This window comes from Nostoc sp., assembly GCF_036917435.1.
Lineage (GTDB): Bacteria > Cyanobacteriota > Cyanobacteriia > Cyanobacteriales > Nostocaceae > Nostoc.
Genome location: NZ_JBALDM010000001.1, coordinates 158,330 through 178,308 on the forward strand (window position 1 = coordinate 158,330; position 19,979 = coordinate 178,308).

The 19,979-nt window shown below is 41.8% G+C and carries 21 protein-coding genes and 1 tRNA gene; 14 read left to right on the forward strand and 8 right to left on the reverse strand.

The features are described 5' to 3' along the window. The first annotated feature begins 1,076 nt into the window (after positions 1–1,076). Entirely contained in the window at positions 1,077–1,649 is a 573-nt protein-coding gene (lepB, locus tag V7K98_RS00725; RefSeq protein WP_335018613.1) for a signal peptidase I, read from the forward strand. A gap of 207 nt (positions 1,650–1,856) precedes the next feature. Here the strand turns inward: lepB and V7K98_RS00730 are convergent, their stop codons facing one another. Continuing rightward, complete coding sequence (locus tag V7K98_RS00730; protein WP_335018615.1) at positions 1,857–2,390, reverse strand: ComEA family DNA-binding protein; 534 nt, start codon at positions 2,388–2,390, stop codon at positions 1,857–1,859. A 13-nt stretch (positions 2,391–2,403) separates the two neighbouring features. Next, positions 2,404–2,778, reverse strand: coding sequence for an NINE protein (locus V7K98_RS00735; protein ID WP_335018617.1), 375 nt, complete (start codon positions 2,776–2,778; stop codon positions 2,404–2,406). Positions 2,779–3,063: 285 nt separating this feature from the next. Here V7K98_RS00735 and V7K98_RS00740 point away from each other — a divergent pair, with 285 nt between their 5' ends. Continuing rightward, positions 3,064–3,987 carry a J domain-containing protein gene (locus V7K98_RS00740; RefSeq protein WP_335018619.1) on the forward strand — a complete coding sequence of 308 codons (924 nt, stop codon included), beginning with the start codon at positions 3,064–3,066 and terminating at the stop codon, positions 3,985–3,987. A 126-nt stretch (positions 3,988–4,113) separates the two neighbouring features. Continuing rightward, positions 4,114–4,437 carry a DUF1825 family protein gene (locus V7K98_RS00745; RefSeq protein WP_335018621.1) on the forward strand — a complete coding sequence of 108 codons (324 nt, stop codon included), beginning with the start codon at positions 4,114–4,116 and terminating at the stop codon, positions 4,435–4,437. A gap of 197 nt (positions 4,438–4,634) precedes the next feature. On the opposite strand, the gene V7K98_RS00750 is transcribed toward V7K98_RS00745, so the two are convergent. Continuing rightward, the gene (locus V7K98_RS00750; RefSeq protein WP_335018623.1) at positions 4,635–6,560 is read right to left on the reverse strand and encodes a transglycosylase domain-containing protein; all 1,926 of its coding nucleotides are present in this window, start codon (positions 6,558–6,560) and stop codon (positions 4,635–4,637) included. 173 nt (positions 6,561–6,733) lie between these two features. On the opposite strand from V7K98_RS00750, the gene tyrS reads away from it, so the two are divergent. The 6 genes from tyrS to gmk all read left to right on the forward strand — a co-directional run bounded on the left by tyrS (position 6,734) and on the right by gmk (position 11,224). Then, positions 6,734–7,924, forward strand: coding sequence for a tyrosine--tRNA ligase (tyrS, locus tag V7K98_RS00755; protein WP_335018853.1), 1,191 nt, complete (start codon positions 6,734–6,736; stop codon positions 7,922–7,924). A 21-nt stretch (positions 7,925–7,945) separates the two neighbouring features. Then, complete coding sequence (gene pyrF, locus V7K98_RS00760) at positions 7,946–8,677, forward strand: orotidine-5'-phosphate decarboxylase (RefSeq protein ID WP_335018625.1); 732 nt, start codon at positions 7,946–7,948, stop codon at positions 8,675–8,677. After that, complete coding sequence (locus V7K98_RS00765; protein WP_335018627.1) at positions 8,674–9,357, forward strand: hypothetical protein; 684 nt, start codon at positions 8,674–8,676, stop codon at positions 9,355–9,357. The genes pyrF and V7K98_RS00765 overlap by 4 nt, the downstream gene beginning before the upstream one ends. Before the next feature lie 42 nt (positions 9,358–9,399). After that, complete coding sequence (locus tag V7K98_RS00770; protein WP_335018629.1) at positions 9,400–9,849, forward strand: DUF29 domain-containing protein; 450 nt, start codon at positions 9,400–9,402, stop codon at positions 9,847–9,849. 228 nt (positions 9,850–10,077) lie between these two features. Then, positions 10,078–10,344, forward strand: a complete 267-nt coding sequence (gene remA, locus V7K98_RS00775; RefSeq protein ID WP_012410221.1) for an extracellular matrix/biofilm regulator RemA — start codon at positions 10,078–10,080, stop codon at positions 10,342–10,344. A gap of 283 nt (positions 10,345–10,627) precedes the next feature. Continuing rightward, complete coding sequence (gmk, locus tag V7K98_RS00780; protein ID WP_335018855.1) at positions 10,628–11,224, forward strand: guanylate kinase; 597 nt, start codon at positions 10,628–10,630, stop codon at positions 11,222–11,224. Between the two features lie 93 nt (positions 11,225–11,317). On the opposite strand, the gene V7K98_RS00785 is transcribed toward gmk, so the two are convergent. The 3 genes from V7K98_RS00785 to V7K98_RS00795 all read right to left on the reverse strand — a co-directional run bounded on the left by V7K98_RS00785 (position 11,318) and on the right by V7K98_RS00795 (position 12,796). Next, complete coding sequence (locus V7K98_RS00785; RefSeq protein ID WP_334834459.1) at positions 11,318–11,839, reverse strand: photosystem I reaction center protein subunit XI; 522 nt, start codon at positions 11,837–11,839, stop codon at positions 11,318–11,320. 273 nt (positions 11,840–12,112) lie between these two features. Continuing rightward, on the reverse strand, positions 12,113–12,262 hold the full coding sequence (gene psaJ, locus V7K98_RS00790) for a photosystem I reaction center subunit IX (protein ID WP_094339707.1): 150 nt from the start codon (positions 12,260–12,262) through the stop codon (positions 12,113–12,115). A gap of 39 nt (positions 12,263–12,301) precedes the next feature. Further along, on the reverse strand, positions 12,302–12,796 hold the full coding sequence (locus tag V7K98_RS00795) for a Photosystem I reaction center subunit III (RefSeq protein WP_335018632.1): 495 nt from the start codon (positions 12,794–12,796) through the stop codon (positions 12,302–12,304). A 309-nt stretch (positions 12,797–13,105) separates the two neighbouring features. Here V7K98_RS00795 and tsaD point away from each other — a divergent pair, with 309 nt between their 5' ends. Beyond that, on the forward strand, positions 13,106–14,152 hold the full coding sequence (gene tsaD / locus V7K98_RS00800; RefSeq protein ID WP_335018634.1) for a tRNA (adenosine(37)-N6)-threonylcarbamoyltransferase complex transferase subunit TsaD: 1,047 nt from the start codon (positions 13,106–13,108) through the stop codon (positions 14,150–14,152). A 107-nt stretch (positions 14,153–14,259) separates the two neighbouring features. On the opposite strand, the gene V7K98_RS00805 is transcribed toward tsaD, so the two are convergent. Both V7K98_RS00805 and V7K98_RS00810 read right to left on the reverse strand, forming a co-directional pair. Further along, positions 14,260–15,171: an alpha/beta fold hydrolase gene (locus V7K98_RS00805; protein WP_335018636.1), complete on the reverse strand. Its 912-nt coding sequence runs from the start codon at positions 15,169–15,171 to the stop codon at positions 14,260–14,262. Positions 15,172–15,295: 124 nt separating this feature from the next. Continuing rightward, positions 15,296–16,015: a hypothetical protein gene (locus V7K98_RS00810; protein WP_012410214.1), complete on the reverse strand. Its 720-nt coding sequence runs from the start codon at positions 16,013–16,015 to the stop codon at positions 15,296–15,298. Positions 16,016–16,611: 596 nt separating this feature from the next. Between V7K98_RS00810 and V7K98_RS00815 the strand changes: the two genes are divergently transcribed. The 4 genes from V7K98_RS00815 to prmC all read left to right on the forward strand — a co-directional run bounded on the left by V7K98_RS00815 (position 16,612) and on the right by prmC (position 19,962). Continuing rightward, the gene (locus V7K98_RS00815) at positions 16,612–17,160 is read left to right on the forward strand and encodes a GNAT family N-acetyltransferase (RefSeq protein WP_335018638.1); all 549 of its coding nucleotides are present in this window, start codon (positions 16,612–16,614) and stop codon (positions 17,158–17,160) included. A 299-nt stretch (positions 17,161–17,459) separates the two neighbouring features. Then, a tRNA-Pro gene (locus V7K98_RS00820) sits at positions 17,460–17,533 on the forward strand. 697 nt (positions 17,534–18,230) lie between these two features. Further along, on the forward strand, positions 18,231–19,046 hold the full coding sequence (locus tag V7K98_RS00825; RefSeq protein WP_335018640.1) for a Tic22 family protein: 816 nt from the start codon (positions 18,231–18,233) through the stop codon (positions 19,044–19,046). A gap of 25 nt (positions 19,047–19,071) precedes the next feature. Beyond that, complete coding sequence (gene prmC / locus V7K98_RS00830; protein WP_335018642.1) at positions 19,072–19,962, forward strand: peptide chain release factor N(5)-glutamine methyltransferase; 891 nt, start codon at positions 19,072–19,074, stop codon at positions 19,960–19,962. The last annotated feature ends 17 nt before the right edge of the window (positions 19,963–19,979 follow it).

Genomic DNA, 19,979 nt, shown 5'->3' on the forward strand with positions numbered 1-19,979 from the left:
TAAGATGAGCTAGACTGTTGCGCCTAGAATTTGGAGTTTTCGCAAGCTGAAATTTTTATCTTCAGACCTTCTGACAGCAAAATTGTAAGTTATACAACTTTGTGAATTATTTGATTAACATCCAAAACTACTTACAAGGGAAAGGGTATCTTTCAAAAAAGAGTATAGAAAACTATTAGTTTTATTCTTGATAAGATATATTCTACTGCCTGCTGCCATTACTTCCTTTTTAAGAAAAAGTTAAGTTTTCGACTCACAGAATATTACCTTGCACTTTCTATGAAATAGACCAGACGAAAATTGATTAAATATAGTTTCTCATTGCCAAGGGGCACTTATGCGTTAATCTAGATACCTTTGACTCATTTAGCAAAAATAATTTTATCGGCAGTTTCGTCCTATTTTTAATGCTGATACTTTTAGCCTAAATTGCTAGTGACTTTTGTCTGTTAATCTTGTTCTCGATAATCTAGGAGATTTATATCTTATTAATAGTACAATCTAACATGTAGTGTCACCGTGTAATTACGTAAAAAATCGAATACATATAGGCAAGTTTTTTAAATCAATATTGAGTCCTATGTGGCATTTATGCTATTGAACTATTAAATTCTACACGTAAGTGCAAAATGTATTTTTTTACTATATACCTTGATAAAGCTAAGATTTTGTATTTAAAAGTACATTTAAATAGCAATGAATTTTATGTAATATCACTTAACAATACATATCAAAATATATTTTACTTCAGCCGATATCAAATCTGCTCAATGATCGATAATAAAACTAGACGTAATAACGGTATTATTTAATATCTGTATGGGTTGATGCAAGACCTAAATTGTTTACAAGTATAAGTAAGTAGGCGAGAAAAAATCAAGGTATATTAAGTAATGTAAATTAAATTTGAATTAGCTTCTAGTGTTCGCGTAGCGTCTCGTAGAGAGGGCTTGATCTCTCAAATTAGGGCTGAAGCACTCACTACAAACCTTTAATTATTTACGGCGCTCTACTTACCTTTTGAGTCAAAATAATCAAGGTATTTGTCCCACTTCTGAAACTGGCTACAAATTTTTATGATTCCTCACGAAAGTGATGTAAAAGAAGAACATGCGTCGTTAAAAGTATGGCGTAGTTGGCAAGAAAATCTGATTTTAGTTGCGATCGCATTATTTTTAGCACTTATGATCAGGACTTTTATTGCCGAACCCCGCTATATCCCTTCTGATTCGATGCTGCCAACCTTGCATACTGGCGATCGCTTGGTAGTTGAAAAAGTATCCTACCATTTTCACCCTCCCATAACTAGGGATATTATTGTTTTTCAGCCACCCGCAGAACTACAACGTCGAGGATATCCCAAAGACCAAGCTTTTATCAAGCGGGTTATTGGTCAACCTGGTGAGGTAATTAGTGTTGATTCTGGCAAAGTCTATCTCAACGGTCAACCATTGGCAGAAGATTACATCGCTGAACCACCAAATCAGCCATATCAACCAGTGAAAGTCCCAGAAGACGAATTTTTTGTCATGGGAGATAACCGCAATGATAGTAATGACTCTCGCTATTGGGGCTTTTTACCTAGAAAAAATGTTATCGGTCGGGCAACATTTCGTTTTTGGCCACTCGATCGCATTGGGTTTATTTAATTAATTTTGGATTTTGGATTTTAGATTTTTCCTTCAATCCAAGTTGCGCTGTCAGCGCACCAAAAATGCGACTCAAAATCTAAAATTAGCAGAGTTAGGAGTTATTTTAAAACTTCTATAGCGGTTCCCATTTAGATGCAAAGTGCAAGGGCACGGCACTGCCGTGCCCCTACGGGTGTATCTCACTCAACCGAGAACCGCCATAACTTAAAACTTTAAATAATACATCAGTTGGGCGATCGCATCACCACTTAGCTCTAGCCGTCGTTGAAAATCAGCTAGGTTACGGTAAGGCCCTACTAATTGCCGATTTTGAACTACTGCTTCTGCTAAAGACAAATCTATAAATGGAATTTGGGCTAACTTTTCGACTGTTGCGGTATTCGGATTGACTAAATGGGTGGGATTGTCTAGAGATTCGCGATCGTAGTAAATAAAATTTAGCAGAGGCTTTAATGGTTCCAGGCGCGGCGCTGGTATAGCCAAAGCCGCAGCAATATCTTCAATACAATAAAATTTAACACCAGAATGCGAAAGTTCTACAAGCGATCGCGCTTGGTGAATTGACAAACCAGGTAAACGTAACCAATCATCCACAGTGGCTTGATTAGCATCAATGCGAATACCTAATTTGGCCGCTATCTGAATTTCTTCGCCAGATTGTAAACGGTAGTAGGGATCGTTGAGAAGCTTGGCGCGGAGTTTTTGCAGCCTGGGATTCAAAGGTAGCCAGTTATTCATGTTGTCGCTTACCTCAAGAAATCTGGTCTAGCAATTGGCGGCGCTTTTGCTCAAACTCATACTCTGAAATAAGTCCATCCTGTCGCAGAGCATCCAATTGTCGCATTCCCTCAGCCATCGCCCCTACCTGATTACTTACCTTTTGTGAGTTTCTTGTCGCTGACTTGCCAAGATTAAAATTACGATCGAAAGCTTCTTCGTCTTGGGCTAAATACCAAACTCCCTCAATAGCACTAGCTACCTTGGGAATGGGTGTCCACGAAAGCAGCACATACAAAATACCCCACAACGGCTGTCCCAAATAGAATTTATGCAATCCTGGAATTGTCAGCGTGCCAGAAAAAGCTAAAACAGCAGCAATACTTCGACTTTTGTGCTTAGTCAACATATTTCTAATAAATCTATCAATACCACAATTCCTGTCTTCCCCTTTGGACTTTTTGGTGGTAAATGCCACTATTTAGGGACTTCCAAATTAAAAAACAGCCAAAAATCTCATCCCAAAATCCTCTCTCTTCTTGATTTCTCCGTGTCCTCTGCACCTCTGTGGTTCGTTTTCTGGAATATATTCCTTAGAAATCCCTTAGTATTTAAATAAATTTGAGTAAGTTTCACATGACTGTGCATTGAGCTTTGATGCTAATTTTAAGTTTTTAACAGCTTTATTACTACTATGTCACAGACCTTACTACCGCCGGGATGGGTTGAAAAGCTTTGCGATCCTTACGCTGTGCTAGGAATTTCTGTGATTGCTGACGATCGCCAGATTTTCAAACGCTATCACACTTTAGCGAAACTCCTACATCCCGATCGCCATGCCAAAAACTGTAATTCAGACCAAAAATTAGCAACGGCAATATTTAGCTATTTAATCAATCCAGCTTACGCAAAACTTAAAAATCGACAGAAGCGCTTAATTGCGATCGCTATGCTGCGATCGGATGCAAGGGTTTTGGAGCAGAAGCCTTTGTCTTCTCAAAGTGCCATAGCTCAGGAAATGATGGAAATGCCTACACCGGAAGCAGAATTGTTTTACGAAGAAGCGATCGCTTGTTATGCAGAAGCTCAATACAAATCACTAGATCAGTTTTATCAGGTGACGCAACAAATTACTATACTAAATTTAGTATACTTACGGCTGCATAAACCAGACCTATTCCTGCCGCAAAAAGCTGTTACCATCATCCCTGAAGTAGAAAAAAAGCCAGTTGAATTGACATTAACTGAAGTCAAACCAGTTTTAACAAACTACGCTCAACGTCATTACCAGCGAGCTATTGAGTACGTCAGGCTGGAAAAATGGCCCTTAGCAGTGCAAGAACTGCGCGATGCCATCAAGTTAGAGCCAAATAACAGCGACTATTATGCCTTATTAGGTTTAGTACATCTCAAACAGAAATTTATCGGGATGGCTAGGATTTATATCTGTCAAGCATTAAAACTTAACCCGCAAAATTCACTAGCCTTGAAACACGCTTCCGAACTGAAAATTAAACTGGGCGAAAACACCAATCCTAAATCAATGGCTAAAGCTATGAGTATTGCGGCTTTATTAAGCCGGTTTACACAGAAAAAAAGTTCTCAAGTCAAGTGTTGAAATTTCGGTAACAAACCGTACTAAAACCGAAGCTTTGTCACTAGATTACCCACCTAGACTAAAATAATAAGTAGAAGTAAAACTATTAAGCTACTGAGTCTGGGCGCTCAGTTTAATATAAGCAATATGGGATTCTTCGATTCTGAGATAATTCAGCAAGAAGCAAAACAGCTATTTGAAGATTATCAAGCGCTAATTAAGCTTGGTAACAACTACGGCAAATTTGACCGTGATGGCAAGAAGCTGTTTATTGAGCAAATGGAAGCCATGATGGATCGGTATCGCATCTTTATGAAGCGTTTCGAGCTATCAGAAGATTTCATGGCACAAATGACCGTAGAACAACTCAAAACGCAATTAGGTCAATTCGGTGTCACACCACAACAAATGTTTGACCAAATGAACCTTACTTTAGAGCGGATGAAAACCGAGCTAGAAAAACAGGCTTAGTAAATTTTGAATTTTGGATTTTGGATTAAGTAAGTAGGTGAGAATAAATCAAACTAGATTAAGTAATGTAAAACTCTTGAGATTTAGTTTGTAGTGAGGGCTTTAGCCCTCATTTGAGGACTAAAGTCCTCACTACAAACCTTTAATTATTTACGCCGCTCTTACTTAATTGCTAATCCAAAATCTAAAATCTAAAATTATTGTGACTTAGGGCGAGAAAACTGGGAAGGTGGCTTGAAGTTTTCTACTGGTGTGTTCTTAAGTGCCTTCTCCATAAAATCTTTCCAGATGGGAGCGACCATAACACCACCTGTTGCATGGTCAGCTAATTGTCTGTTGTCGTCTCTCCCTACCCAAACCGCAGTTGTTAACTGTGGCACAGTGCCAACAAACCAAATATCTTTTTCTGATGATGTTGTTCCCGTTTTACCGGCGGCTGGACGACCGATCGCAGCACCTTTACCAGTACCTTCAGAAATTACCGATCGCATCACATCAAGAATTGCTGCTGATGCCCAAGGATCGAGAACTAGCTGAGGCTTGGGAGTGTTATCTAGCAACACGTTACCACTACTATCAGTGACACGGGCAATTACAGTTGGTGGTGACTGCCAGCCATAATTAGCAAAGGTGGCATAAGCACTAGCCATTTCCAGAGGTGTAACACCAATTGCACCCAAAGGCAACGAAGTAACAGGTTCCATCGGACTCATAATACCCAAGGTACGACAAGTTTCGATCACTCTATTCATCCCCACAGCCTTACCAATCTTGATTACGGGAATGTTACGTGACTGGGCTAAAGCTGTTCTAATTGGCATCGATCCCCTAAAACTGTTATCGTAATTTCTGGGTGAGTACCAACCGTTACCATCTCGATAGCTGACTGGAGAATCTTCCACACTTGAGTCTGGCGTATATTTACCAGTAGCAAAAGCAGTATAATATACAAAGGGTTTAAAAGAAGATCCGGGCTGGCGTTGAGCTTGAGTTGCCCGATTGAATTCACTGGTCTTAGGATCTATACCGCCCACCAATGCTTTGATAAAATGTGTGCGTGGATCAATTGACACCAGCGCCATTTGGTTCTTAGATAATCCCTGATCTAAAAGTGTTTTATGCCACTTAGTGACAGTTTCCTCTGCCATTATTTGGAACTTGGCATCAACTGTAGTTTGCACCCTCATCCCACCTTTGAGTAGTGTGTCACGCCCAAACTTTTTAGCCAATTCCTGGGCTACGGTGTTGGTTACATAAGGTAGGGCACTACCTTGAAAGGATTTGATTTTACCAAGTTTGATTTCCTGCTTCAGGGCATCGTCATAGTCTGACTGGTTGATCCAGTTTAATTCCAGCATCCGCCCCAGCACTTCTTTTTGTTTCTGTTTTGCTAGCTTCATGCTCACAAAGGGGCTGAATTCTTCTGGTGCTTGGATCAAACCCGCCATCATTGCTGACTCGCCCAAGGTTAAATATTCTGATGACTTATTAAAGTAACTGCGGGCTGCCGTTTGTACACCATAATTGTTATGACCCCAATAAACTTGATTGAGGTACATTTCTAAAATTTGGTCTTTGGTAAGAATTTGCTCTAACCTGATTGCCAGTACTGCCTCCGCTAACTTGCGGGTAAAGGCACGCTTTTGAGATAAAAACAGGTTTTTTACCAACTGCATAGTAACAGTAGAGCCACCCTCTTTGACTCCACCTGCTACAGCATTAACTACTATAGCCCTGCCAACACCAGTAGGGTTAATACCGTGGTGATCGTAAAAGTGACTATCTTCACTTGCTAATACCGCCCGTTTTAAATTCGGGGAAATTCTATCCAGGGGTACGACTTCCCGGTTGGCTTCCCCGTGGATACTCGTTAAAAGTTTACCCTTAACGTCATAGATGTAAGTTGTTTCTGAGGGAAAGAAGTTACGTAGCTGTCTTACATCTGGCAAATTACGGAAACTGATGGCTAAACCGACCAGTCCTCCGGCTACAATGGAACTTGCCAACATGGTAATTGAGAGCAGAGTACCGCCAGTTACCTGACCAACTCCTTTTAAAAACTCAAAACCTGATGAAGCCCGACGTTGTGGCTGTTTATCTTCAAAAGTCCTAGAAGACGACACGGCGATTTCACTTCCTCACTTATAAATTTAACTGTAATTGATTGGACGAAGCAAGGCGGTTAATTTTTTGCAATTATAGTAGTTTGGCAGATGAGAAAGTGGATAAATTGCCAGTGAATATAACCAACTTAACTTCTAGCGTGCAAAATATAGCTAACAGTGGATTTTCTAGTATGACGCAAGATTTTGCTTGGCTGCGTCGTGGTGTTGTAGAAGTTTTTCCACAACCAGTTGATGTTAACAGTGAAAGTCTAGAAAAGCGTTTGGCAACTACAAACAAACCTTTGAGGATCAAGTTGGGGATTGACCCTACTGGTACTGATATTCATCTAGGTCATAGCATACCAGTACGGAAACTGCGAGGGTTTCAAGATGCAGGCCATATAGCAGTTCTAATTATTGGCGATTTTACAGCACGTATTGGCGATCCGACTGGAAAATCTGAGGTGCGTCGTCAGCTTACTGAAGCAGATGTCGCCCAAAATGCCCAGACTTATCTTGACCAAGTACGTCCTATCTTGGATTTTGACACACCAGGAAGGTTAGAGGTGCGTTATAACTCCGAATGGCTTTCTGGGCTTAACTTAGAGAAAATTTTGGAGTTACTCTCGACGATGACGGTGGGGCAGATGTTGGCTAAGGAAGGATTTGCCGATCGCTATAAGAAAGAGAATCCGATTTTTATCCATGAGTTCCTATACCCGTTAATGCAAGGTTTTGATTCCGTTGCTGTTGAAGCAGATGTGGAATTAGGAGGAACCGATCAGAAATTTAACATCGCTGTGGGCAGAGATTTGCAACGCCATTTTGGTCAAAAACCCCAGTTTGGGATGCTGCTGCCAATTTTGATTGGTACAGATGGGGTGCAAAAAATGTCTAAGTCTTTAGGTAATTATATTGGGTTGTCAGAACATCCGGGACAAAAATATCAGAAGTTACAAGGGGTTCCCGATAATCTGCTGGAACAGTATTTTGAACTGCTGACAGATTTACCTTTGGATAATCTGCCAGAAAATCCGCGCGATCGCCAAACACTTTTAGCTTATGAAGTTGTCAAGCAGTACCACGGCGAAACCGCCGCCCAAGAAGCGAAAGAAGCAGCCCAAAGCGGCGGAAAGGAAGGTGCAGTTCCCGAATTTTCTCTCGCTGAGGTATCGCAGTTTCCCGCTAAATTAGCGTATATTCTCAATGTCACTGGCTTATGCAAAAGTACAGGGGAAGGTAAACGGAAAATTCAAGAAGGTGGAGTGCGCTTAGATGGCGATCGCATTACCGATGTTGATACTACTTTTGCCGATTCTGCCCAGTTGCAAGGTAAGGTTTTACAAGTTGGGAAAAATAAGTTTGTGCGTTTAGTACCTTAAATTGGGAGTGGGGAGTAGAGAATGGGGAATGGGGAACAGGCTGAACGACGAATTATAGTGCCTTTGGATGTGCCGGATGAAGAAAGTGCGATCGCTCTTATAGATCAACTCCCCCAAGTGGTTTGGTGGAAAGTCGGCTTAGAGTTGTTTACTAGCACTGGCCCAAAAATTCTGCAAGTGCTGAAATCTAAGGAAAAGCGCATCTTCCTAGATTTAAAGTTTCACGATATCCCTAACACAGTTGCTGGCGCTTGTCGTAGTGCGGCTCGTTACGGGGTAGATTTGTTGACAATTCATGCTACATCTGGTAATGAAGCCTTGAAAGCTGCAACAGAAGCGGCACAAGAAGGGGCTGCCCAAGCGGGTGTAAAACCGCCTAAGTTAATTGCTATTACCTTGTTAACGAGCATTTCTGCTAGACAGTTGGCGTTTGATTTAAAGATTCCCCTAGAGTTACCAGAATACGCCCTAGAAATGGCATTGCTGGCTCAAGAGGCGGGATTAGATGGGGCAGTTTGTTCGCCCCAAGAGGCGGCACAGTTACGACAAACTTGTGGAGATGACTTTTTGCTAGTTTGTCCCGGCGTTAGACCAAATTGGGCTGATATTGGCGATCAAAAGCGATCGCTTACTCCAGCCCAAGCAATTATTGCTGGTGCAGATTATCTCGTAATTGGCCGTCCCATCACTACTGCTACCGAGCCGGAATTAGCCTGGAAGAGAATCTCTGAGGAGTTAACCACAGTGGCATGAAGCTAAGAGTCAGTGAGAAACTGGGGGATAGAGTGCAGGGTGTAAGAGAGAAAAATTTTGTCTCTTCGCTCAAGAAAAATTATAGTTGGCTTTTAGCTTGTGGCTTTTGGGTTTTAGTCTCAAATAGCTTTACTTATCCAGCGTTCTCCATAAACCTTACCCCTAAACCCTCTCTTTTAGCAGAAAGGGAAAATATCAACGACGGGGCGAAATCTTTCTGTTCCGATCAAAATTTAGAAACATTAACTATACAGCTACTCCAAGATTTACCTAGTTATACTAATCGCGCTAGTCAACGCGCCCGTCGCCTCAGCAGAAAAAGTGATATTTTCAGTTATATGTTAGTGGCAGGAAGACCTGAGTTTACTCCTTTGCCTCTTAACCTTGAAGAATATAGTGCAGATACGTTTAAAAGCTTTGCATCAGGAGTTGATCAAGTTTTCTTTACTACCTTGGAGCGGCAATATATAGGAAAAAAAGCGATCGAATTGCAGGAGTTCCACTGGCTCTTGTTGACTAGAACTACAACTGGTTGGCGTTTAGTGATGATGTTTTCTCAGAGTGGTTCATATTCAAAAGAGCAGCCGTTATCCCCACCACGCGATAGTAGTAATGGCACTGTTGCCCAAGGGGTTAATACTTGGTTACGCGATTGTCAAGCTGGAAGTGTGCGTAAATAAAACCTAATTCAAAATCTTCTTAAATTAGGACAATATTAAACAATGTCTAAAATACTTACTCAAATTCTCTATGAACAAGATTATCACTTGTGGTTAGAAACTACCTTAAAACAATTGCAAGAACGGGATTTAGAACATCTTGATTGGGAGCATTTGATTGAGGAGATTGAAAGATTGGGTAATGAACAGAAACACAAGCTCGAAAGTTATCTTTTGCAACTTCTTAAACATCTCCTTTTGTATCAACATTGGAGTCTTCCTGAATGTAAGAATCATTGGGAAGTAGAAATTGATAATTTTCGGGTGGAACTTAGAAAATTAACCAAATCTAAAAACCTCTACAACTATCTGCTGACAGTGCTTAAAGAAGTCTACATTGATGCGCTACGGCAAGCAAAAAAGAAAAGTGGATTGAATTGTTTTCCGCAAAATTGCCCTTATAGCATTGAGCAAATTTTAGATGTGGATTATTTACCACCATTTATCTATTGATCGATTCCATAAATATACATCATCTAATCAGCCTGTCTCAGTATAATTACGCCTATGCCTTTGGGAAGATTTTCAGCAAGTTTAGCTGATAAACAGCCAAAGAAAGCATAGATTATTTAAAAACTAAGGCGGGCTTGAATTTAAGCGTTGTAACTCCCATTTTTTGGCGATAACATAGAAATAAGTTTATTTAAAGCTTCTCAAACCGCTTTTAGCGTGAGTTTTTTTATGGAGATTCAATTAATCAACATCGGCTTTGGTAACATTGTGTCTGCTAACCGAGTAGTTGCGATTGTTAGTCCAGAGTCTGCCCCGATTAAGCGGATTATTACGGATGCACGGGACAGGGGTCAACTTATTGATGCAACTTACGGCCGTCGGACTAGGGCTGTAATTATCACCGATTCTAGCCATGTAATTCTGTCAGCAATTCAGCCGGAAACGGTAGCAAATCGCTTTGTAATTTCCCGCGATCATCAAACTGTAGATAATTGACTCAGGAACGTGGATTAAATAAAATACAAAACTTCATCTTGTCTCACGATCCCTCTCCTTTATAAGGAGAGGGATTGAGGGTGAGGTAAGGCCCGGACATAAACTGTATGTTATTTAATTCTTATTCCTACTCCTCTTTGCACCGTATCAGCAGTAGTGTGTGAATTAGATAAGTTTTCTGTCATCCTTGCTACAAATTCTTTAGTCACTAGTAGACTTGGCCGGGAACACAAAACTAATGAATAATAAATATCTATTTATTGATTCACAGGTTAAGGGGATAATGCCAGTTTTACCCATCCAGAGTAGTTCTACTACTGAAGAATGCTTACATTTAGGCAGATTGATTGTTTTAACTGGCCCCAGTGGGGTTGGTAAAGGTACTTTAATGCGATCGCTGCTACAACGTCATCCAGAACTTTATTTTTCCGTATCCGCAACGACTCGTTCTCCCCGTTCAGGGGAAATAAATGGCAAAAATTATTACTTTGTCAGCCGTAGTAAATTTGAACAGTTACTCGCTGAAGGTGAATTTTTAGAATGGGCAGAATTTGCTGGTAACTATTACGGCACTCCCCGCGAAGCTGTACTTAAGCAAATTCATTCTGGCAAGTTGGTAGTGCTAGAAATTGAACTAGAAGGCGCAAGACAAATTCGTGCTTCCTTCCCTAGTGCCCTCAGCATTTTTATTTTACCGCCTTCTTTTGAGGAATTGGAGAAACGGATACGCGATCGCGCCCAAGACTCTGAAGAAGCGATCGCCAATCGTCTACTCCGCGCCCAAGAAGAAATTCAAGCCGCAAATGAATTTGATATTCAAATCGTTAATGACGATTTTGGAACTGCTTTAAATGACATTGAAACGGTTTTGTTTAAATAAGTTAGGAGTTAAAAACTAGAGTTAAGAGTTAATAGTTAGAAATTTTAACTTCTAACTTCTAACTCCTAACTCCTAACTCCTAACTCCTAGTAATTAACCAAATAAACCTTGAATTAGCCCCAGGTTGCTAGTCAAGAAGTAAGCAACTACTGCACCACCAATACCACCAATTAAGAAAGAACTGGCAAAGTTGTTCCAGCTTTCTTTAGAGTTAAAAGCATCTACCGGAGGATTGGGTACGGTAACACTAGAAAGTGCTTTGTCGGGATTGCTATTGGAATACAAGGATAGACAAGCGGTGAGCAAAACCACCAAGCCGATAGCTCCCAATAAACCAGCCAAGTTAGCGTTAGCTGTATCGCGCAGTGGGCCTAATTTGGCGAAGGGGCCAAATAGCAAGTAACCATGAGCCTGGCCAACTTCTAAACCGCGTCTGGCAGGAGACAGCCCTGGGCGATAGGCAGGTAAGTTATTAATGAACCACTTAACCAAGGGAAAAGAATTAACCGGGGTTTCTAGGTTGCCCAGTTGAGGATCGCGGAATGCAGGGAAAACGACTTCCCGATTTCTGGGATCGCTGGGAAGATTTTTTGATGCATCTACAGCTTGTGCCATATTTTATGTTCGCCTCTAAATTTAGAATGGTGGCATTTTTATATTAATAATAATTGTAGCCAAAGATGTCTTTTGGCTAAGAAGTTTAGAAAAATTAATTTAGCTACTTTTAAAAGTGTGAAACTCGCGATCCTGTTTACAGAGCGCGAGTTTCAAAAAACTCTTTGTGCTACCTATTTTGGTGATAATTCTGCTTAAGTAAGCTGAATAGATCAACTACATAATTTTAGGAAAAACACAAGAGATTCAACTGTGCTAAATCCCTTTTTCCACTTATGGCAGTGGGTGGAAAAGTAAGTCTGGGAAAAAGCGGTTGAATTCAATCAAGATACCTGCTGTGATTGTCAACCAGATGGTAGCTGCCACAGGCGCTGTGGAAATAAATTTAATCAAATAAGCTGATTGATCGCCTTTGTCTGCCATGAATTTAGTCTCCAAAACGAATGAATTAGTTAAGCTGATTTAGCGTGGAGAAATAGGGATTTCTGAATCCTTGGCTGCTAATTGTCCAGAGAGTAATTCTTGGACTGCTGCTGCTGGCCAAGCAAAACCGGTGAGGATGATGGGTAGTGCCAAACCAAGATCGATTTGGATTTCTTTTAGTTCAGTGTCAGATTCCTTTTTGATTGCTTGCAGATAGGCACGACCTACCCAGCCAATCCAACCAGCAATATATAGAAACAGAATGCTGGGGATCAAAAAGTCACCAGCCCGATCTAGACGACCATCAACAATTAAGTGGGGGTAGCCTTCAGGGCCGCACAGCGCCTGAGAATAACGCTCAAACCGCTTTTTCCCAGATTCGGGATCGGCGGTGGTATTGCGGGCATTAGCTGCTAGCTCTTGAAAAGCGGGATTGTCCTTGCAGGGTGTCAAATTAGCCCCTAAAGCTTGTGCTGGGGAGGCAAAATTGAACCAAAGACAAATCGCTAACATCAAAGCAAACAATCGTGGCATAGAGTTGTTTCCTTTTATTACAAAACAAGAAGTTTTTTGTACAAAACGAAGCGGCTTGTACAGTTAGTTTATTTGCATAACTAGGAAGTCATCATACTCTTGGGTGGGAACCGAGTAAAGTTTAAGTAAATAAAAGTTAAAGCTTCTCAACCAAAATTAGAGTGCTGAGTGCTGAGTAACGAGTGCTGAGTAAAGGAATTGTTGTTGTAGGGTAGTAAAGAAGCAAGATTTTCTCTCGAATTACTCAGGACTCAGCACGGGCTGAACGCCCCGCTAACAGGACTCAGCACTCAGCACTCATTACTCTCAATGACAACCGTTTTAGCAATAGAAACCAGCTGTGATGAAACTGCCGTCGCAATTGTTAACAATCGTAAAGTTTGCAGTAGTATCGTAGCCTCGCAAATTCCAATCCATCAACAGTATGGCGGGGTAGTGCCGGAAGTAGCGTCTCGCCAGCACTTGGAAACGATAAATGTTGCGATCGCACAAGCCCTAGAGCAAGCCCAACTAGACTGGGGACAAATTGACGCAATTGCCGCCACTTGTGCCCCTGGACTCGTAGGAGCGCTATTAGTGGGGTTAACTGCTGCCAAAACCCTAGCGATGGTACACAACAAACCATTTTTGGGAGTTCATCACCTCGAAGGTCACATTTACGCAACTTACTTGAGCGAATCAACTTTAAATCCCCCTTTCTTGAGTTTATTAGTTTCTGGCGGACATACAAGCTTGATTTCCGTCAAAGATTGTGGTATTTACGAAACATTAGGACAAACCCGTGATGATGCAGCCGGTGAAGCCTTTGATAAAGTAGCGCGATTATTAAAGTTGGGTTATCCCGGTGGCCCAGTCATTGACAAGTTAGCGCAACAAGGAAATCCCCAAGCCTTCGCCTTACCAGAAGGAAAAGTTTCTTTACCGGGTGGGGGGTTTCATCGTTATGATGCAAGTTTTAGTGGTTTAAAAACAGCTGTATTGCGTTTAGTGCAGCAATTAGAGAAAGATGGTGGACAAGTGCCAGTAGCAGATGTAGCGGCTAGCTTTCAGGAAACCGTAGCGCGATCGCTAACCAAAAGAGCGATCGCCTGTGCATTAGACTATGGTCTAGATACAATTGCCATTGGTGGCGGTGTAGCAGCCAATAGCGGATTGAGAAAAAACCTCCAAGCCGCCGCCATTCAACATAACCTCCGCGTCCTATTCCCACCTCTCAAATTCTGTACCGATAACGCCGCCATGATCGGCTGTGCCGCCGCAGATCATCTGTCTCATGGTCATACATCGCCCCTCACACTAGGCGTTGAGTCTAGGTTAGCGCTGACCCAGGTAATGAAGCTATATCAACCTGTTTAGTAGTCATTAGTCATTAGTCATTTGTAACCACCAATGCCCAATGCCCAATGCCCAATGCCCAATGCCCAATGCCCAATTCCCAATGCCCAATTCCCAATTCCCAATAATTAATGACTAATAACTATCGACCGAATGCGATCGGCCACTTCATCCGGTTGTTCCAACATAGCCAAATGTCCGCAATTAGGAATTTCCAAAACATTGTCACCACAATATTGGAACAGTCTATGAAAGCTAGCTAAATGGCGCACATACTTGGGTTCCATAACCTTATCTTCCGCACCAGCTAAAAAATAAACTGGCTGCTTCAGTTGGGATACTAGCTCAGGTAAACGATTTATTTCTTCCTCCGTTGTGGAATCTAACAGAGTTCCTAGCGCTGCTTCTGGGTCAGCCACAACGAAATCAATCAGCCTCTGACGTGCCCAATGGCGGTCTAAAGGACGAACTACACTCGCTCTAGTAAACAGCAAATCAATCAAAGGCACTTGGGAGAGCCAACGCGGGCGGACTTGCAAAAATTTTTGACCCGCCGAGCGAAACTGCTCAAAGGCTTCTTTGAGGTAAATACCACCGCCAGCGTTGATACAGATAACTCCCTTAACACACTCAGGCATTTGATCCGCTCCCCAAAGAGCGATCGTACCTCCCAAAGAGTGACCAATTAGCCAAGCACTAGTAATATTCAGCTGTTTTAGCAGAATGGCTAAATCCTGAGCATAAGCCGCAGGAGTATAAACAGAATCGATTGGTGAGCCAAGCGCACTACTGGAGATAGGCATTAGACTCAGAGACGTTTGGGCCCCACTAAAATCAGTTTTTACCTGAGACTGGGATTCACCAAAACCCCGCAAATCATAGGAAAGGCACTGCAAATCATCTGATAGGCGGGAAATCACAGGTTGCCAATACCCACGGCTATTGAGCCAACCGTGGATAAATACTAAAGCATGGGGGCAGGAAATGGGAGCCGTTAGCTCGTATGCGTGTGGAACGCCCAAGATTTCAATAGTTGCCATACTTATATCGTACCCTGAAGGGCGAGTGCGACTAAATACGCAATCGGAAGAGAGTTAGGAGTGAAGAATTAGGAATTGTTAACTTCTAACTCTTGTACAGACGCGATTAATCGCGTCTCTTTTGTCATTTCCCCAGCAACCTTTGTCGCACTCCTTCGGCAATTTTGTGACCGAGATATTCAGGAATCAGGCTTTCATTTGGCCCCAATAGGTAGAGAATTAGCCGTGTACGTCCACGCCAAACCAATAAATTGGCATTGACTACCAGCAGGTCTTCCTGCCAGATGGCGTACATCACTTTGTAGAATAATCCTGGTTGATTATCGGCTTCAATCACTAAGGCAGGGAGATGAAAGACCGGATCAACATAGAATTCAGTTTGTACCTGTTCTAAACCAGTATCCAGATTGAATTCCACTGCCAGCATCTCTTCTACCTCAAACCGACCTCCTAAAGCCTCGCGGATGGCACGACAGACATTTTCTGCGGTTTTCTCCGTCAAGGCTTTACTACCACGAGATACCAACAATTTGATAAAAACTAACATTGGTGGACGGATCTGACCGTATAAACTCAGACCGTGAATAGTCAACCCATAAGCTGCTAGTACACCAAAAATATCGCTGAGGAGAAAAGACTGGTTGCGGTAAGCAAAATGCAAAGCACTTTTACTACCTTCCGGTTTCAGTTCAATAACAGCACGTCTAGTTTTATAGAGACGGTAGGCTAGGCGCAAATTTTGCAGTTGAATCTCACTGCTGACGAATTGCTCATAAAACTGGGGAAACGCTCGGTTAAAGCGTTTCAGGAGTTCCAGTGTTGAAGATTTTAAACCAGAAGCCATTGTTAAGGGTAAAACTCGCTTGCTTTCATCACCTGTGGACTAGGGGCTGGGTGTTGGGGACTAGTAACGCTTGGCATAATTCGTAATTCGTAATTCGTAATTACCATTGCGTAAGGGTTTCAGACATTTCAAAGGGGTGGTTTATTTCCGCCTTGCTGTACTAGGGATTGGCGACTGGGGAGTAGGGAAGAATTTTCCCAAATACTCAATCTCTTATATACAATTCACTCCTAAGCTAACGTGCATTTAAGCTCTACACGAGCAATTGCCAGGATTTAGTTTTTCCATATTAAATTTTGAATTTTAAGCAGAGCCTTCTGACCATCATAACTTCGCTCTCCAATTGCATTGGCAAATAAGAGGGCGAACTGAACTTACCTTTTGGGGAATTTCTCCTAGCCTTTACAACAAAATGCTAAAGTTGAAAATGATTGGTGTGAAACACGCTCTAACTTGCTGTTACTATTGCAAATCCCGAAAACAACCGAAAAACTTTGAGTGTAAGGGGTTAGCAAATGGGGGTAGCTATATTAAACGTGAATCAACACTCCTGAGAGTGGAAACCAATTTAGTTATACTACCCGAACCACGTTGGCATGGGTTTTTGGAAAACTTGGTTTAGTACTCCTGAATCTGTAGCGACAACTAGGACAAACTCCTTTGAAGAACGTGTGGATGCTGCGGGCAACTCCAACCCTAGCAGTATTAGCGAAGCTTCTTCAAAGGAAACTCGCATCGTCTTCAGTACGGAGCGAGATATTGACCTGTATGAGCTAGAAGAACTCTGTGATGCAGTTGGTTGGTCGCGTCGTCCTCTAAGAAAAGTGAAAAAAGCTATTGAGCATAGTTTTCTTGTCGCCTCAATGTGGCAGGTGAGAGGAAACCAAAAGCGGCTCATTGGTTTTGCCCGCGCTACCTCAGATCACGCGTTTAATGCCACTATTTGGGATGTGGTGGTTCACCCAGACTTTCAAAGTCAAGGACTGGGTAAAGCACTGATGAAATACGTTCTTAAAAAACTTAGAAGTGAAGAAATTAGTAATGTCACTCTCTTCGCCGATCCCCATGTTGTAGATTTCTACCGGACTATGGGGTTTATGGCTGATCCAGAAGGCATTAAAGGTATGTTCTGGTATCCTCACTAGTACTTAATCAAAATAAAACCCGATTTGCACAAAAAAATCAGGTAAGATGGCGAAAATCTGTTATTTTGATTCAGTTTTGCTTTTTTCTGCCGACGAGGGCGCAAGTATATGTCTTGTAAAACTAAGTCGGCAAAAAACCTTATCAGTGTATAGATGTAATCTATCTTGTTCTTGGTAAAGGAGAAAAAAGATTAGGCATAAGCCGTATGATGTGATATAGTGACCTTAATGCTTTTGGTAAAGCGCGATCGCTTTAATGGGAAACTAAAACCCAAGACCAAAAAGTAGATGAGTATAACCGGGATGTAGCGCAGCTTGGTAGCGCGCCTGCTTTGGGAGCAGGATGCCGCAGGTTCAAATCCTGTCATCCCGATTTAAGTAATGGATTTAACATCCAAAACGAATCGACAGAGTTTGTTAGATAAAATTTGCAATTAATTAAATTGTACATTTTTACGGATAACAAGCAGATTGCCTGTTATATTATTTGGTTTGCTGTTAAAGCCTAACAATAATATTACGCCGTTAAGCAGTAAGATATTCCTGGTATTGAGCTTTGTATAGATTTGAGAAGATATTCAAGCAAGCGGGGTGGAACGATTGATTAAGTAATAGCGTCACCCGACATTAGAAGAAAGCCGATAGAATGGCATTTATCATATCCAAGGTCGAGAGACTAAGAAACTTTTCACCGTTTGAGAAGACATATACAGCAGATTGCAACAGGCGTGAGGTACAGATCATCGTAGGGGCACAACATGTTGTGCCCCTACCCGTCTACTTCATTTACCCGCAATACGCTGTAATAGGCATCTACAGAATTTCGTGGTGAATAAGCGAAATCCAGAAAAACACAACTTTAGCACTGTGAATTTGTGAAACCGATACTATAGCAACCCTCAATACTTGGGGAATATTGGATTTTGACCGTTGACGCTTAACCTCAACCTCAACGCGCACAATGAATTTTTCCCAACTGAAATAGATTGCTATATAACTAAAGCTAGTTGGTGCTGTGCAAATCCAACCATTTGTTTAATTTAATTGGATTATTGATGCGAGGAGCAGTCATGAAATCATTTATTCGCTTGGGCGCAACATTGGGTATAGCTGGCAGTGTATTTTTAACGGGACTTTCAGGAATAGGCAATTTACCAGGAATAGGCAATCTAGAGGCGGTAGCATTGCCACAAGATCAAATTGTGAAAAAGCTCCAAGAAGTACCTGTATTTACGCTTACTAATCCTAAAGGCGAATTCGTAGTTCTTTCGAGAAACAACGCATCTAAGCCTGTTTCTCAAGTGGGATTTTTTATTAGCAAGCAAGATGCTCAAAAATTCCTTGACAATCGTCTCAAAAAAGAAAATCCCCAATTGGCAGGCACATTACAGGTTAGACCTTTATCTCTGGCAGACTATTATAAAATCGTCCAAGAGAGCAAAAAGAAATCAGACTCCGTAATTTATACTTTAGTACCGACGCAAGAACAAGTAGCTTCGGCAACAAGTATGCTGAATCAAAATGGTAAAAAAGGGCAGCAATTCAATGGAATTCCCTTATTTGTACCCAAATTTAAGAAAGATAATAGCTATTTGACTATTCCCCTTGCAAAAGGCAACGAGCGATTCATTCCATTCTTTTTTGAAAAAGAGCAAGCAGTGGCTTTGTTAGACCAATTCAAAAAAGCCGTGCCAAAGGAAGCAGACAACACTGAAATTCAGGTAGTTGATTTGTACGGTGTTATGGAGGCTCTCAATAGCAGCAGCGATCCTAGTATCAATAAAATTGTTCTCTATCCATCGCGGGAGTCCATCAATTTTATTCGCTCACTTGCGCCGAATCAATCCCCAGCTACCAAGCCTGCTGCGCCCGCTCCGAAAAAATAACGGATATGCGCTCCAAGATTGACGTATGGGGGAAAAATATCTGATAGTTTCTGGTTTACAACTTTGGCAGTGGCGAAATGCAGCTATTGAAGCAGCGATCGCCACTGATGTGCCAATAAGGGAGGTAGATTGGCTACTGTTAGAAGTTGCTGGGTTAGATCGCTTGGCACTGCGTTTGGAGTCTTTTAAAGACTGGCCGCAAATTCAGCTGCAATTACCTCTAGAAGAGTTAGATCAGCTATGGCAAAGACGATTAAACGATCGCTTACCAGTGCAGTACATTGCCAAAGTGACACCTTGGCGTAACTTTGAAATTGCGGTGTCAAGCGCAGTTTTGATTCCCAGACCAGAAACAGAGTACTTAATTGATTTGGCTCTAGCATCTGCTAGTAATGCTTCAGGACATTGGGCGGATTTGGGTACTGGGAGTGGAGCGATCGCCATCGGATTAGCAGATGTCTTGCCAAAAGCGACAATTCATGCTGTTGATTACAGTTTAGAAGCTTTAGCGATCGCCCAAACCAATGCCGATAATTTGGGTTTTGCCGATCGGATTAAATTTTATCAAGGTTCTTGGTGGGAGCCACTGATACTTCTCAAAGGTCAGTTCAGTGGTATGGTGTCGAATCCTCCTTACATACCCACCAGCACTCTACCTACTTTGCAACCAGAAGTATTTAACCATGAACCACATCTAGCTTTGGATGGAGGTGGTGATGGCTTAGATTGCATTCGACATTTGATAGAAATTTCTCCCAGCTATTTGCAATCTGGTGGCGTGTGGCTGATTGAGATGATGGCAGGGCAAGCGGATGCAGTGCGAGAACTTTTGCAAAATCAAGGAAGCTATTGTAAGATTCAAATTCACACTGATTTAGCTGGAATTGAACGCTTTGCCCTTGCCTACAAAAGTTAGGAAATGGGGCATGGGGC